A 13,871-nucleotide genomic window follows, 5' to 3' on the forward strand; every position below is an offset into this window, starting at 1 on the left:
TCGAGCAGGGCGGCGAAGTCCAGTTCGGGACCGGGCGAAGTGGCTGAGTTCGGCCTGTCGGTCCGCCGATGTCGTTGGTGCGGGTGCACTTTCGGCCAGCACGAATTCGGTCATCGCTAGCAACCCCGGTATGTCCGACCTACATTGGCCAATGAACACATCGTTCGCGGCGAGAGGATTGCGCTATGGGTACCGGTTCGACCGTTCGGCAGGCGACCGCGGCGGATCGCGATCCGCTCATCGCCGCATTCGCCGCGGCCGCCCTTGATGAGGCGGTGACCGTGTGGATATTGCATGGCCACCCCGCCGACCGGTTCCTCGCGGGCTGGGTGCCCGATCTCATCGACAAGGCGCTGTGCGAGGACGAGATCTGGATTGCCGAGGCCGACGGCAGCATCCGAGCCGTATCGCTGTGGCAGACCGTCACTTCCGTCGACCGCCACGCGGCCGAGGCCGCCGAACTCCGGGCCGCCGCCGATGCTGCCCCCGAGGTCTCGGCGCTGCGCCGCGCGGCCTATGTCACCGGCCTGCTCGCCAGGGAACATCCACGCGAATTCCCGCACCGCTACCTCCAGGTGATCGTCACCGTTCCGGAGCATCGCGGAAAGGGCGCGGGCGGCGCCATCCTGACCGACCGGCTGAAGGCCGCATCCGATGCGAGTATTCCGGCATTCCTGGAAGCCAGTACGCAACGATCGGCCCGGCTCTACACGCGCAAGGGATTCGTGCGCGAAGGGCACACCCACACCCTCCCGGAGGACGGCCCGACGCTGATTCCCATGTGGTTCCGCGGCTGATCGAGATCGCCGCGCCAGCAGGTCGAGTACGAGCCCAGGGGCGGACAACGCCGGGATAAGCTCGCCGGGTGACCGATACCAATCCGCTGCAAGGGCCGATCCATGACGTCCACGTCGAACTCGGGGCGAAGTTCGCGCCGTTCGGCGGGTGGCAGATGCCGGTGTCGTATGCGGGGACGATCGGCGAGCATCAGGCGGTGCGCACGACGGTCGGCCTGTTCGATGTGAGCCATCTCGGCAAGGCAACGGTGCACGGCGCCGGTGCGGCCGAGTTCGTGAACTCGGCCCTCACCAACGATCTCGGTCGGATCCGACCGGGCAAGGCGCAGTACACGCTGTGCTGTGCGCCCGACGGTGGTGTGATCGACGATCTGATCGCCTATTACGTCGGCGATGACGAGATCTTCCTGGTGCCCAACGCCGCCAACACCGCGGCGGTCGTCGCCGAACTGCAGAAGGTCGCGCCGGAGGGCATCACGGTGACCGATGAGCACCGCGAGTACGGGGTGTTCGCGGTACAGGGACCGCGCTCGACCGAGGTGCTCACCGCGCTCGGGCTGCCGACCGATATGGAGTACATGGCCTACGCCGACGCCGATTGGGATGGCCGCCGGATTCGGGTCTGTCGCACCGGATACACCGGTGAACACGGCTACGAGCTGCTGCCGCGGTGGGCCGATGCCGAGCCGCTGTTCCGCGCACTCGTCGAGCAGGTCCGCGCCCACGATGGGCAGCCCGCCGGGCTCGGTGCCCGCGACACGTTGCGCACCGAGATGGGTTATCCGCTACACGGACATGAACTGTCGCTGGAGATTTCGCCCGTGCAGGCGCGCTGCGGATGGGCGATCGGCTGGAAGAAGTCCGAGTTCTGGGGCAAAGACGCACTGCAGCAGGAGAAGTCGGCCGGTCCGCGTCGAATCCTATTGGGGCTGAAGGCGCTTGATCGCGGTGTGCTGCGTCAGGGACAGGCCGTGCTGCGTGCCGGCGAGCCCGTCGGCGAAACCACTTCCGGCACCTTCTCGCCGACGCTGCAGATCGGTATCGCCCTCGCCATGCTCGATACCGAAGCGGCTATCGAACCCGGCACGGAGGTCGATGTCGATGTTCGTGGGCGACGGTTGCGCTGCGAGGTCGTACGCCCGCCGTTCGTCGACACGAAGACCAAATAGTCGGCGTCTGTCTTGTACTGCGGAGGTCGGCGGGTGACGCGGGTACATTCGCGCGCGCCGACACTCGCACCGCGGCGAAACCGCGACCGATAGGATCTGCCTCATGACCGTTGCTGCACAGTTCACCCATGTTCCGCATCCCGCGCCCACCCCGGCGCAGCGGGTACAGGAGATTCTGGCGGCACCGGGATTCGGACGCTTCTTCACCGACCACATGGTCTCCATCGACTACATCGAGGGTGAAGGTTGGGGCAATGCCCGGGTCGAGCCGTACGCTCCGTTGGCGATGGACCCGGCGACGATGGTGTTCCACTACGGCCAGGCCATCTTCGAGGGTCTGAAGGCCTACCGGCAGAACGACGGCAGCGTCTCCTGCTTCCGCATCGACGCGAATGCGGCGCGCTTCCGCAAGTCCGCGCGCCGGATGGCGATGGCGGAACTGCCCGAGGAACTATTCATCGAATCCGTGCGGCAACTGCTCGAGGTCGATAGCGGCTGGGTGCCAGCGGCCGGTGGTGAGGAGTCGCTGTACCTGCGGCCGTTCATGTTCGCCACCGAGGCCGGGCTGGGTGTGAAGCCCGCCGCCGCCTACAAATACCTGCTGCTGGGATCGCCTGCGGGCGCGTACTTCCCGCGCGGTGTGAAGCCGGTGCGGATCTGGCTGTCGACCGAATACGTGCGAGCCGCACCGGGCGGCACCGGTGAGGCGAAGGTCGCCGGTAACTACGCGGCCTCGCTGCTAGCCCAGGCGCAGGCCTCGGAGAAGGGCTGCGATCAGGTCGTCTGGCTCGATGCCTGTGAGCGTCGCTATGTCGAAGAGATGGGTACCAACAATCTGTTCTTCGTCTTCGGGTCCGGTTCCGAGGCGCGGCTGGTCACCCCGGAACTGTCCGGCTCGCTATTGCCCGGCATCACCCGCGATTCGCTGCTCACCCTCGCCGCCGACTCGGGCTATGTGGTTGAGGAGCGCAAGGTTTCGGTGGAGGAGTGGCGCAAGGGCGCCGAATCCGGCGAGATCACCGAGGTGTTCGCCTGCGGTACTGCCGCCGTGATCACACCTGTCGGCTGGGTTCGCTCCGCCGATGGTGAGTTCGCCGTCGGCGGTGGCGAACCGGGCGAGGTCACCATGGCGCTGCGCGATACTCTCACCGGGATCCAGCGCGGCACCTTCGCCGATATCCACGGGTGGATGCGCGGTATGTGACTGCGGCACTCTCACGAAATACCGCAGCCGTGTGCCGGTCGCGGGTCAGCTGGGCATGAATGTGCGCCATTCCTCCAGGGTTTGCGGGCGCATGACGTAGTTGGCGTCCTTGACCGTGGAGAGCGCGGCGGAGGGGTCCTGGGAGTACCAGTGACCGGGGTAGACGACCGGGTCGCCGGATAGGTCCGCTAGGTAACGCAGGCTGCGGAACATTGCCTCGGAGTCGCCGCCCGGGAAGTCGGTGCGGCCGCAGCCGTCGATGAACAGGGTGTCGCCCGCGATGAGGCGATTGTCGAACAGGAAGCACTGGCTGCCGGGCGTGTGGCCGGGGGTGTGCAGCAGTTCGATATCGAAGGCGCCGACACTGACCTTGTCACAGTGCTGGTGTCCGGTGAGTTCGCTCGGCGCGATGCCGGTGACATTGGCGACCCAGGACAGTTCCTCGGCATTGACGTGCACCGGAACGCTCGTCTTCTCCAGCAGCTCCCGCACTCCGCGCAGGGTGAATCCCAGCATGGTGCCGCCGACATGGTCCGGGTGGTGATGGGTGGCGAGCACCCCGGTCAGCCGCAGTCCGTCGGCCTCGGCGATATCTACCAGATCCGCCGCCGCATACGCCGGATCCACCACCACGCACTCGCTGGTCTCCCGATCGCCGATCAGATACGCGAAATTTCGCATCTGTGTCGCGATCGGATCACCCACGGCAAAATCTCGACCGGACAGCAGTTGACGAAAATACAGACGCTCGGAAGGCATACCGTCCACTGTATTGCCTGACCCAGACAATTCGCGCACCGTGCCAGCTATCTCATCGCGGGCAATGTGTCCGGTGCGAGTGCGGGCGTGCGCGTGTACGTGGTCACCGGACTGACGAAGCCGCCGTGTTGGCAGGCGCCGGCCCGATGCGAGTGAATACCGCCGCTGCCCTGTCCAGTTGACGGGCGAAGTGGGTCTGAGCCTGCATTTTCCGCGTGGTCCACGCGAGAACGCACGCTCAGGCCCGATCCGCTATCCCGGCGTGGGGGCCGATGTGGGTCATGAAACCTGAAATATCAAGGGCGGCATGGCAACGCGTTGCTGGCGACGCTGTTGTGAGTCAGGTGCCCAGGGTTAGTCCGGCGGCGGTGATGGCGACGGATATCTCGAGTGTTGCGCCGAGGATGTCACCGGAGAGTCCGCCGAAGCGGTGAGTGCAGTGTCGGGCCCATAGAGCTGAAATGCCCAGGGCGACAAGGACAACGGCGGGGCCGAGCCAGCGGTGGTTCGGGACGGCGAGTATGCCCGCGGCAACGGCGAGGGCGGACCAGAGCGCGACGGTGATCAGGTGCTGGGTCCCGGCGACTAATGCGCCGAAGCCGGTGCCGGGCGCGGCAGCGATGCCACGCCGACATGCGAGGACCACGACCACTCGGCCGACTGCCACCGCGAGCAGCACCGCGAACCAACGCTCGGCCTGGGCCAGTGCGGCGAACGAAAACGCTTGGATCCCAACGACGAACACAATTGCCGCCACCCCGAACGGCCCCGTGTCACCACGCTTCAATATCTCCCTGGCCCGCTCGGGCGACCCATAGGACCCCAACCCGTCCAGCGTGTCGGCCAACCCATCCAGGTGCATCCCCCGAGTGATGAGCGCCAACCCGGCAACCACCACCAGCCCCGCGACCGCAGCACTCACCCCACCCCACACCAACACCCACAGCACCCCGACCCCGGCGGCCCCGAGTCCCACCCCCACCAACGGCGCCAACGCAATCGCCCGCCCCGCCGCGCTCCGATCGACACTCTCCGGCCCCCGCACCGGCAGCACCGTCAGCCACGACACCGCAAGCCGCACAGCGTTCATATTTGCCGACCTGTAATCGCTCGACCATCGCCATCGTCCGATCCACGCAGCGAAACCGCCGTCGCGCACGCCCTACGCCGTGCATCGTTCATGCTGAGCGTTCCGTCGGCTCGGAGTGCCCGGCCCGCCTGTCGCCGGAGGCGTGTGTTGCCGCCGGTGGTTGGGGTCGCCCTGCGAGTCGGAACCGTCGGCTGCCGATGGCGGTTGTCGCGGAGCTTCGGACCGAGAGCGCGGTCCGCTTGCCCGAAGCGCAACGCTCGCTCGTTGCGGAAGGCGCGTGCGGTCACCGTCTATTTCCGCAAGTCCGGTTGCGCGGTCGCTTCGGCGGCGATGCTGGTCTCGGCTTCGGCTTCGGCTTCGGCTTCGGCTTCGGCTTCGGCTTCGGCTTCGGCGACCGAATCGGCTGTGCTCACACCGGCTTCCACGAAGGTGGCCATTTCGGCGAGGGTGGCCACGGCGGCGCGGAGGACGGGGAGGGCGGTCAGGGCGCCGGATCCTTCGCCGAGGCGCATGTCCAGGTCGAGGAGGGGCTCGAGGCGGAGGTGGCGCAGGGCGAGGGTGTGCGCGGGTTCGGTGGAGCGGTGGCCCGCGAGCCACCAGGCGCTGGCACCCGCGGCCAGATCCTCGGCGACCAGGGCGGCCGCCGTGACGACCACGCCGTCGAGGATGACCGGAGTCCGTCGGGTTGCGGCCTGGGCGAGGAAGCCCGCCAGGGCGGCGAAGTCGGCGCCTGCGGCTACGCGCAGTAATTCGACCGGGTCCTTGGCGACCGGGCGGGCGCGGCGCATGGCATCGCGGATCGCGGCGACCTTGCGGATCCAGCCCGCATCGTCCACGCCGGTACCCCGGCCGACAGCGGCGATGGGTTCGGTATCGGTAAGGGTCGCGATGAGGACGGTGGCCGGTGTCGTATTGCCGATGCCCATATCGCCCGCGATGAGCAGGTCGGCGCCCGCATCAATCTCTTCGTCGGCGATCGCCTTGCCCGCGGCGAGCGCGGCATGGATCTCGTCCTCGCTGAGCGCGTCTTCGCGATCGATCGCCCCGCTCGAGCGCCGCACTTTGTGCTTGGCGACCTGCGGATCGGTATCGGCATCGACGGAAATATCGACGACCCGCACGGTCGCACCCGCTACTCCGGCCAGCGTATTCACCGCCGCGCCGCCGCCGAGGAAATTGGCGACCATCTGCGCGGTCACCTCACTCGGATATGCCGAAACACCGTGGCGCGCAATGCCGTGATCTCCGGCGAACACCACCACCCGCGCCCGCTCGAACTGCTTCGGTGGGCACACGCCCTGACATGCCGACACCCAATTCCCAAGCGTCTCGAGCCGCCCGAGCGCCCCTCCGGGTTTGGTCAGCTGCGCCTGCCGCTGCTCCGCTGTCGCCCGAGCCCCCGCATCGGGTGGCACAACCGGTCCGAATCCGTCTGTCACTATCGAGCCTTTCCGGGTCGGGGCAGTTCATTCCTACACCGCGCAGTCCATATCCGGCCCAATCTTGCCGCCACCCCCACCCATCCGCACCACCCACCCCGCACCCGATGCCTCCTCCCGCGCGCTCGCGGCCCACCCGGCCGTCCGCGCGGCGCATCCTGTTCGGTTGGCACGACACCCGATACGTCGCGGCTCTCGCGAGTGACGCGACGTGATCGCCGCAGCTGTGCGGTCCTATTTCAGGCGGAGAGGGAGCCCGGCGACGATTAAGAAGGCCTCGTCGCATGTTTGCGCGAGGCGTTGGTTGAGGGTGCCGATCTCGTCGCGGAAGAGGCGGCCGGAGCGGGTGGCGGGGATGACGCCCATACCTACCTCGGGGGTCACGATCACCAAGCGACCGGGGTAGGCAGTGACGGCGGCGACCAAGCCGTCCGTGTCTGGTGCGATGGTGCCGCGCGGGGCATCCCAGGCCTCGCGCGCGTCGATTCGGGCGGTGAGCCAGGTGCCGATATCGTCGATCAGTGTGGTTCCGGCTGGGGGAGCGGCGGTGAGAACCGTTGCCGGATCGGCGCTTTCGAGGACTGTCCAGTCCGCGGGCCGGCGATCGCGGTGGCGCGCGATGCGCTCGGCGAAGTCGAGGTCGGCGGGATCGGGAATCGCGGTGGCGATATAGCGCACCGGGCCGCCCTCGGCCGCCAACACCTCCGCGAATGCCGACTTACCGGATCGCGCGCCGCCGAGCACGAGGATGCGGTGCGCGCGGCTGCTGATAGATAAGCGATCCGACACGGCAGCACCGTATCAATCCGCCGCGATCATGCCTGCACCTCGCTGGCGCTCGGTTCCGGCATGACCGCATAAGCGGCTGTGTTGATAGATCACTCGCTTCGCTCGCTCATGCCTGCACCTCGCTGGCGCCCGGTTCCGGCACGACCGCATAAGCGCTGTTTGATAGATCGCTCCCTCAGGCGCGCTGCTCAGTCGCCTCCGTGCCTCCGAACCGACGGCGGTACTCGGTCGGCGCGATACCGACGACCTTCTGGAAGTGATGCCGCAACAGCGCACCGGATCCGAAACCCGCTTGTGCGGCGATCTGTTCCAGCCCCTCGTCGGTGTCCTCCAGCAGATGCTTGGCGTAAAGCACACGCTGATTGGTCAGCCATTTCACCGGTGTGGTTCCGGTCTCTGCGGCGAAGCGGCGGGCGAAGGTGCGGGTGGACATCATCGAGCGGGCGGCCAGATCGTCGATGGTGTGCGGCAGGTCGAGGTTTTCGTTCATCCACTGCAGCGTGGAGGTGAGACTGTCGGAGGTGCATTCGGGCACCGGACGCTCGATGAATTGGCGCTGCCCGCCATCGCGCTGCGGCGGCACCACCATGCGCCGCGCGATCGCATTCGCGACGGAACTGCCGATCTCCCGGCGCACCAGGTGCAGGCAGGCGTCGATGCCCGCGGCCGTGCCCGCCGAGGTGATCAGATTGCCCTCGTCGACGAATAGCACGTCGGGATCGACCGTGGCCTCAGGGAACTGTGCTGCCAATTGGTCGACATAGCGCCAATGCGTGGTGCACTTGCGACCGTCGAGCAGCCCGGCTGCCCCGGCCAGGAACGCACCGGAACATACGGTGAGCACGATCGCTCCACTATCCGACGCGTCCCTGATCGCGTCGAGGACCCGCGGATCGAGTCCCTTCTCGAAGGCCGATGCGGGAAAAGCCGGAATCGCCACCAGATCGGCCTTCGCCAGCTCCTCGAGCCCGAACTCCGGTGTGACGGTGATACCGGGAGTCGTGGACGGCAGCGGCTTCCCCGGCTCGGCCCCGCACACCTTGAAATCGAATCCGGGCAGTCCGTCCGCGGTTCGGTCGAGTCCGAAAACCTCGCAGACCACACCGAATTCGAACATTGCCAGGCGCTCGGAGAGCACCACCGCGACCTTGGACAGCATGCATCGAGCGTACCTGGCTGAATCTTTACGAACAATGTCAGAACAGCCACTTTCGGCGGTAAATCACCGAGCGCAAAATTACTGCCATGATAACTTTTCTCGTAAGCATGGCGGTCGTAGTGGGCTTCGCGGTCCTCGTCACACGAGGCGGTCACGCCGGATCAGCGAATGTCATCGATCGCGACGCCCAGCGCCTGCAGTCCGATCTGTCCGCCATCATCGCCCACTCACATCACCACTGAGGCCGCACGATGGACAGGGCCGCTCTCCCGACCACTAGGGAGCGAGTTTTACGCGCGGCTCGTCTCGCGGTCCGAGTCGTCGAAGCGTTGCGACCAAGTCGCGACTCTCGACGGCGCCGCTAGCTTGCAGGCCGCTCCAAAGGGGCGGACGGAAGACACCAGAGGGCCGCGAACACGCGGCGCCGCTGGCGCTGCAAATCAAACAGCGTCGCCCGGTCCGACCCGCGGCTTCGGCGCCCGCATCTTGCGGATCTGTGAGGCGCGGACGAAGGCGTACCAACCCAGCTTGTAGCCGGTATCGGTGCTCTCCGGGAAGCGCTCACGCACCCGTCCGTTGACGATTCGGCCGAGCAGGAAGCCCTCGGCGATCATGAAGAACATCATCACCAGCATGGCCAACGTCACAATTGTCTGCAGCGCGGGCGCGACGAACATGGACAGGATCAAGACCAACGCCATCGGCATGAACAATCCGACCAGGTTGCGCCGGGCATCGACGATATCGCGCACGAAGGCCCGAACCGGGCCCTGATCGCGAGGCAGCAGGTACTTGTCCTCACCGGCCAGCATCCTGGCGCGCCGGTCCTGGGCCGCCAGCCGACGCTCGGCCGAGGCGGTCTTACGGTCCTCGCGACTGCCGCGGGTCGCCTTGCGCCGGGCGCGCGCTTCCTTCGCGGTGAGTGGCGCCGGAGCCACCGGACCGCGCCGCTTGCCTTGGGCGTCACGACGTTTCGGCGTCGGTCGGCCCTTGCCCTCGGTGACGGTGGCCGCTTTAGTGGTGGAGACTGCGGCCGAGCCGCCATCCGAGCCCGCCGTCTTGTCGGCGCTCTCGTCGGTGGTGCTGGACTCGCCGCGACGGAACAATTTCACGCGACCAGGCTATTCGATGCGGTACCCCGCAGGAAATGAGGTCGGTGGGAGGTTGTGTCCACCGCAGTAGCCGGTGGTGGCAAGATGGGGGAATAACAGCCCGCTGAGTGGTGTTGACAGCCACGAGCCGTGCGCTGTTCACGGGTTGAACACAGCTGTCCTGAGGAGAGTTCATGACTGTGCAAGACGAGACGACCACCCACGGTGTGACCCTGACCGATGCCGCCGCCGGCAAGGCGAAGGCGCTGCTCGACCAGGAGGGTCGCGACGACCTCGCCCTGCGTATCGCCGTGCAGCCCGGCGGCTGTGCGGGCCTGCGCTACCAGCTCTTCTTCGACGACCGCTCGCTCGACGGTGACCTGACCGTCGACTTCGGCGGCGTAAAGCTGGCCGTCGATCGGATGAGCGCGCCGTACGTGCAGGGCGCCTCGATCGACTTCGTCGACACCATCGAGAAGCAGGGCTTCACGATCGACAACCCGAACGCCACGGGTTCCTGCGCCTGCGGCGACTCCTTCAACTGACGCCTCGGCCGGTTTCCCCGAACGGCATCGGCCATAGTGGCCACCGCCGTCGGCGAAACGGCTGACTTCGTACGAATATGGGTAACTCGCCGGGCGCGCCCAGAACTCGGCGGCGAACTCGACCGTGGGCCCGCGACGAAACGTACCCAACCGTCGGCAATAGTCTGGGGATGCGGGGGAAAGTCGTCGGAGACGTCCAGAACTGAACTGGGCACCGGCCGCTGGTCCGCCATGAAAGCCTCGGGCACTCACCGATCGGCAAGAGACTCGGCGAGTCGGGTGAGCTACGGTGAAGGCGCGGGTTAATCCCGCGCCTTTCGTCGTCTGCCGCCTACCCGAAGGGGCTCAGCCTCGTGTCTATCGCCGTGTCCGCGTCCATTGCGACCGACCATCTCATGCGTTTCCCCGGACGGTTCGCCGACGCGCTGCTGGCCGATCAGCTCGACCACGTCTCGGTGAGCTTTCTCGTCGATGATCTGCAGATCCGCAAGGGCGGTGTCGCGGGCAATATCGCCTACGCCATGGGCGTTTTGAACCGGACGCCGCTGCTCGTCGGTGCGGTCGGCGCCGATTTCGCCGAGTACGGCGCCTGGCTGGAGAAGCATGGTGTCGACTGCTCCACCGTCAAGATCTCGGACCAGGCCCATACCGCACGCTTCGTCTGCACCACCGATGACGATATGGCCCAGATCGCCTCGTTCTATCCGGGCGCGATGAGTGAGGCCCGCGATATCTCGATCGGCGAACTCGCCGAGCAGCACACCCTCGACCTGGTGCTCATCGGTGCCAACGATCCCGAGGCCATGCTGCGCCACACCGCCGAATGCCGCGAACTCGGCATTCCGTTCGCCGCCGACCCGTCCCAGCAGCTGGCCCGCCTCGACGGCGATCAGTCAGTGCAGCTGATCGAAGGCGCCGCATACCTTTTCACCAATAAGTACGAGTGGGCGCTGTTGCTGCAGAAGACCGGTCTGAGCGAGGAAGAGATCGCGCGCAAGGTCGGCATCCGGGTCACCACGCTCGGTAAGGACGGTGTGCAGATCGTCGACCGTGATGGCACCGAGGTGATCGTCGGTGTGGTTCCCGAGGTGAACAAGGTCGAGCCCACCGGCGTCGGCGACGCCTTCCGCGCGGGCTTCCTCACCGGCCACACCACCGGACTCTCGCTGGAGCGCTCCGCCCAATTGGGTTCGCTCATCGCGGTTCTCGTGCTCGAGACCATGGGCACCCAGGAGTGGACCCTCAACAAGGACGACGCGCTCGAGCGCCTCACCAAGGCTTACGGCCCCGAAGCCGCCGCCGACATCAAGCCCTTGCTCTGACCCGCACCGCTCTCCACGGCCGCACCATCCCCGGTGCGGCCGTTCGCGTCTACTCCCCGCGCCGATACCGCTGCCGCGCACGTTCTCGCGCGCCACGCACGATACATCGGGCAAAATCATGCGCGTCGCGCAAAACCATGCGCGTCGCGCAAAACCATGCGTGTCGCGCGAAAAGCTCTGCGCTACAGTGCGCATCGCACCGAGGTGACGACACCTCCTCACACCGGTGCTGCGCGCGTTGTGTTGCGCTCCCGTCGACAGCAACCCATGCTCTGAGCGACGCCAACCTCCACGGCCGCACCGTCCCCGGTGCGGTCGTTCGCATTACTCCCCACGCGGACTCCGCTGCCGCGGACGTTTTCGCGCGACACGTACGAATTCACCGGGCCAATCCATGCGCGGCGCGCGAAAAGATGCGCGGCACAGTCGCATTGCATCGACGGTGCCGCGCGTGTTGTGTCGCGTCGCGCACGGGTTTGCTCGTGAATCGGTGCGCGGCGGGCGAAACGTGCGCGGCGGCAGCGATTAGAGCGAGACCGGGTAGACCGGCTCCTGGATATCGGGAGTGATGCGCTTCTCGACGAAGATCCCGTGCCAGACCATGAAGACCAGCAGCGTCCACAACCGGCGGCTGTGGTCGCCGCGGCCCGCGCGGTGGTCTTCCAGCATGCCCTTGATCGCGCCCTTGTCCAGCAGGTGATCGGTCTGCGATTCGGCGATCTGCAGGTGCGCCCAGTCGTACAGTTCGGTGCCGCGCAACCAATGCCGCAGCGGGACAGGGAAACCCAGCTTCGCCCGGTGCAGCACATGCGGCGGCACGATGCCCTCGAGCGCCTGGCGCAGTGCGTATTTCGTGGTCTCCTTGGTGATCTTCTGCTCGTAGGGCAGCTGCTCGGCAACCTGCAGCACCTCGGAGTCCAGGAAAGGTACGCGCAGCTCGAGCGAATTCGCCATGGTCATCTTGTCGGCTTTGACCAGGATATCGCCGCGCAGCCAGGTGTAGAGATCCAGATGCTGCATGCGCGCCACCGGATCCCAGCCGCGTGACTGCGCGTAGATCGGCGCGGTGACGTCCTGGTGCGTCCATTCCGGCCGGAATTCGCGCAGCACCGCGCGCAGCTGCGCATCGCTGAAGCTGCGCGCATTGCCGTAGTAGCGCTGCTCCAAGGGCAGTGAACCGCGGTGCAGCAGGCTTTTACCGCGTGTGCCGTCCGGAATCCGCTCCGAGAGCTTGCCCGCCAGCTTGCGCACCCCGCCCGGCAAGTACTCGAAGGGCTTGAGCGACAACGGTTCCCGGTAGATCGTGTAGCCGCCGAACAGCTCGTCGGCGCCCTCACCGGAGAGCACCACCTTGACGTGCTTGCGAGCCTCCTTGGCCACGAAGTACAGCGGAACCAGCGCCGGATCGGCCACGGGATCGTCGAGGTACCAGACGATTTCGGGAATAGCGGCCGCGAACTCGGCGGGGGAGACCACCTTGACGATGTGCCGCGCGCCGATCGCCTCCGCGCTCTCGGCGGCCACATCGACCTCGGAATAGCCCTCGCGTTCGAAGCCGGTGGTGAAGGTGATCAGCTTCGGGTTGTGCCGCATGGCCAGCGCGGCGACGGCAGTGGAGTCGATGCCGCCGGACAGGAACGATCCGACCGTCACATCCGCGCGCATATGCTTGGCGACCGAGTCCTCGAGGGCTTCGGCGATATCGCGATATCGGGCGGCCGCCGAACCGGGGGCGAAGGGCCGTACCCTGAACTGCGGGTTGAAGTAGCGCGTGATCTGCGGCGCCGCACCCGCACGCACGGTCGCGTAGTGCCCGGATTCCAGCCGACGGATGTCCTTGTGCAGCGTCTCCGGCTCCGGCACGTACTGCAGCACCGTGTAGTGCTCCAGCGCCCGCGGGTCCAGCGCATCGGACAGCCCGAGCGAGGGCAGCAACTCCAGCAGACTTTTCTTCTCACTGCCGAACGCGGTCCCGCCCGGCCCCGTCGCCAGGAACAGCGGCTTGATCCCGAACGGATCGCGCGCCAGGAACAGCTCCTGGGTTTCGGTATCCCAGATCGCGAACGCGAACATGCCGCGCAGCTTGCGCACCGCCTCCGGACCCCAGTAATGGAAGGCCGCGACGATCGCCTCGCTATCGCCCTCGGTCTCGAAGATCCTGCCGTCCGGGTACTCCTCGGCATGCGCCTTCGCGAGTTCCTCGCGGATCTCGATGTAGTTGTAGATCTCACCGTTGAAGGTCAGCGCGTAGCGCTCCCGGTTCTGCGCTGGTCCCCAGCGCAGCGGCTGGTGCGAATGCTCGATATCGATGATCGACAGCCGGTTGAAACCGTAGATCACGTGATCGTCGTGCCAGGTCCCGCGCTCGTCCGGGCCGCGATGGCGCACGCAGTGCAGGGCGTCGTACACCCTCCCGACCACGTCGTCGGTTGCCGCATCAGATGTCAGAAATCCGAGCAGTCCACACACGGCGTCGGCAACCTCGTTTCCTACTTGGTACGGGCGCT

At 66.6% G+C, this 13,871-nt stretch carries 13 protein-coding genes; 6 read left to right on the plus strand and 7 right to left on the minus strand.

Annotation, left to right across the window (positions count from 1 at the left end; genetic code table 11):
- Window positions 1–185 precede the first annotated feature (185 nt).
- From ACIBI6_RS30600 to ACIBI6_RS30610, 3 genes are all read left to right on the plus strand, one after another.
- Window positions 186–797: a GNAT family N-acetyltransferase gene (locus tag ACIBI6_RS30600; protein WP_396958629.1), complete on the plus strand. Its 612-nt coding sequence runs from the start codon at window positions 186–188 to the stop codon at window positions 795–797.
- Window positions 798–865: 68 nt separating this feature from the next.
- The gene (gcvT, locus tag ACIBI6_RS30605; RefSeq protein ID WP_396958630.1) at window positions 866–1,966 is read left to right on the plus strand and encodes a glycine cleavage system aminomethyltransferase GcvT; all 1,101 of its coding nucleotides are present in this window, start codon (window positions 866–868) and stop codon (window positions 1,964–1,966) included.
- Window positions 1,967–2,069: 103 nt separating this feature from the next.
- Entirely contained in the window at window positions 2,070–3,170 is a 1,101-nt protein-coding gene (locus tag ACIBI6_RS30610) for a branched-chain amino acid aminotransferase (RefSeq protein WP_396958631.1), read from the plus strand.
- A gap of 45 nt (window positions 3,171–3,215) precedes the next feature.
- On the opposite strand, the gene ACIBI6_RS30615 is transcribed toward ACIBI6_RS30610, so the two are convergent.
- From ACIBI6_RS30615 to ACIBI6_RS30635, 5 genes are all read right to left on the minus strand, one after another.
- Window positions 3,216–3,929 carry an MBL fold metallo-hydrolase gene (locus ACIBI6_RS30615; protein WP_364345274.1) on the minus strand — a complete coding sequence of 238 codons (714 nt, stop codon included), beginning with the start codon at window positions 3,927–3,929 and terminating at the stop codon, window positions 3,216–3,218.
- A 340-nt stretch (window positions 3,930–4,269) separates the two neighbouring features.
- Window positions 4,270–5,019 carry an adenosylcobinamide-GDP ribazoletransferase gene (locus ACIBI6_RS30620; protein ID WP_396958632.1) on the minus strand — a complete coding sequence of 250 codons (750 nt, stop codon included), beginning with the start codon at window positions 5,017–5,019 and terminating at the stop codon, window positions 4,270–4,272.
- A gap of 290 nt (window positions 5,020–5,309) precedes the next feature.
- A complete protein-coding gene (gene cobT / locus ACIBI6_RS30625; RefSeq protein ID WP_364345270.1) occupies window positions 5,310–6,458 on the minus strand; it encodes a nicotinate-nucleotide--dimethylbenzimidazole phosphoribosyltransferase in 1,149 nt (382 codons plus the stop codon).
- Between the two features lie 234 nt (window positions 6,459–6,692).
- Complete coding sequence (cobU, locus tag ACIBI6_RS30630; RefSeq protein WP_396958633.1) at window positions 6,693–7,247, minus strand: bifunctional adenosylcobinamide kinase/adenosylcobinamide-phosphate guanylyltransferase; 555 nt, start codon at window positions 7,245–7,247, stop codon at window positions 6,693–6,695.
- Between the two features lie 175 nt (window positions 7,248–7,422).
- The gene (locus ACIBI6_RS30635) at window positions 7,423–8,406 is read right to left on the minus strand and encodes a helix-turn-helix domain-containing protein (RefSeq protein WP_364345266.1); all 984 of its coding nucleotides are present in this window, start codon (window positions 8,404–8,406) and stop codon (window positions 7,423–7,425) included.
- 107 nt (window positions 8,407–8,513) lie between these two features.
- Here ACIBI6_RS30635 and ACIBI6_RS30640 point away from each other — a divergent pair, with 107 nt between their 5' ends.
- Window positions 8,514–8,648, plus strand: coding sequence for a hypothetical protein (locus ACIBI6_RS30640; RefSeq protein WP_364345264.1), 135 nt, complete (start codon window positions 8,514–8,516; stop codon window positions 8,646–8,648).
- A gap of 198 nt (window positions 8,649–8,846) precedes the next feature.
- Here ACIBI6_RS30640 and ACIBI6_RS30645 read toward each other — a convergent pair whose 3' ends face one another.
- Window positions 8,847–9,518 carry a DUF3043 domain-containing protein gene (locus tag ACIBI6_RS30645; protein ID WP_396958634.1) on the minus strand — a complete coding sequence of 224 codons (672 nt, stop codon included), beginning with the start codon at window positions 9,516–9,518 and terminating at the stop codon, window positions 8,847–8,849.
- 173 nt (window positions 9,519–9,691) lie between these two features.
- On the opposite strand from ACIBI6_RS30645, the gene ACIBI6_RS30650 reads away from it, so the two are divergent.
- Together ACIBI6_RS30650 and ACIBI6_RS30655 are read left to right on the plus strand one after the other, a co-directional pair.
- Window positions 9,692–10,042, plus strand: coding sequence for an iron-sulfur cluster assembly accessory protein (locus ACIBI6_RS30650; protein ID WP_330253730.1), 351 nt, complete (start codon window positions 9,692–9,694; stop codon window positions 10,040–10,042).
- 353 nt (window positions 10,043–10,395) lie between these two features.
- Window positions 10,396–11,364 carry a carbohydrate kinase family protein gene (locus ACIBI6_RS30655; protein ID WP_364345260.1) on the plus strand — a complete coding sequence of 323 codons (969 nt, stop codon included), beginning with the start codon at window positions 10,396–10,398 and terminating at the stop codon, window positions 11,362–11,364.
- 525 nt (window positions 11,365–11,889) lie between these two features.
- On the opposite strand, the gene asnB is transcribed toward ACIBI6_RS30655, so the two are convergent.
- On the minus strand, window positions 11,890–13,833 hold the full coding sequence (asnB, locus tag ACIBI6_RS30660; protein ID WP_396958650.1) for an asparagine synthase (glutamine-hydrolyzing): 1,944 nt from the start codon (window positions 13,831–13,833) through the stop codon (window positions 11,890–11,892).
- Window positions 13,834–13,871 lie beyond the last annotated feature (38 nt).

Origin of the sequence: Nocardia sp. NPDC050412 (assembly GCF_044458825.1) — a bacterium.
Taxonomy (GTDB): Bacteria; Actinomycetota; Actinomycetes; order Mycobacteriales; family Mycobacteriaceae; genus Nocardia.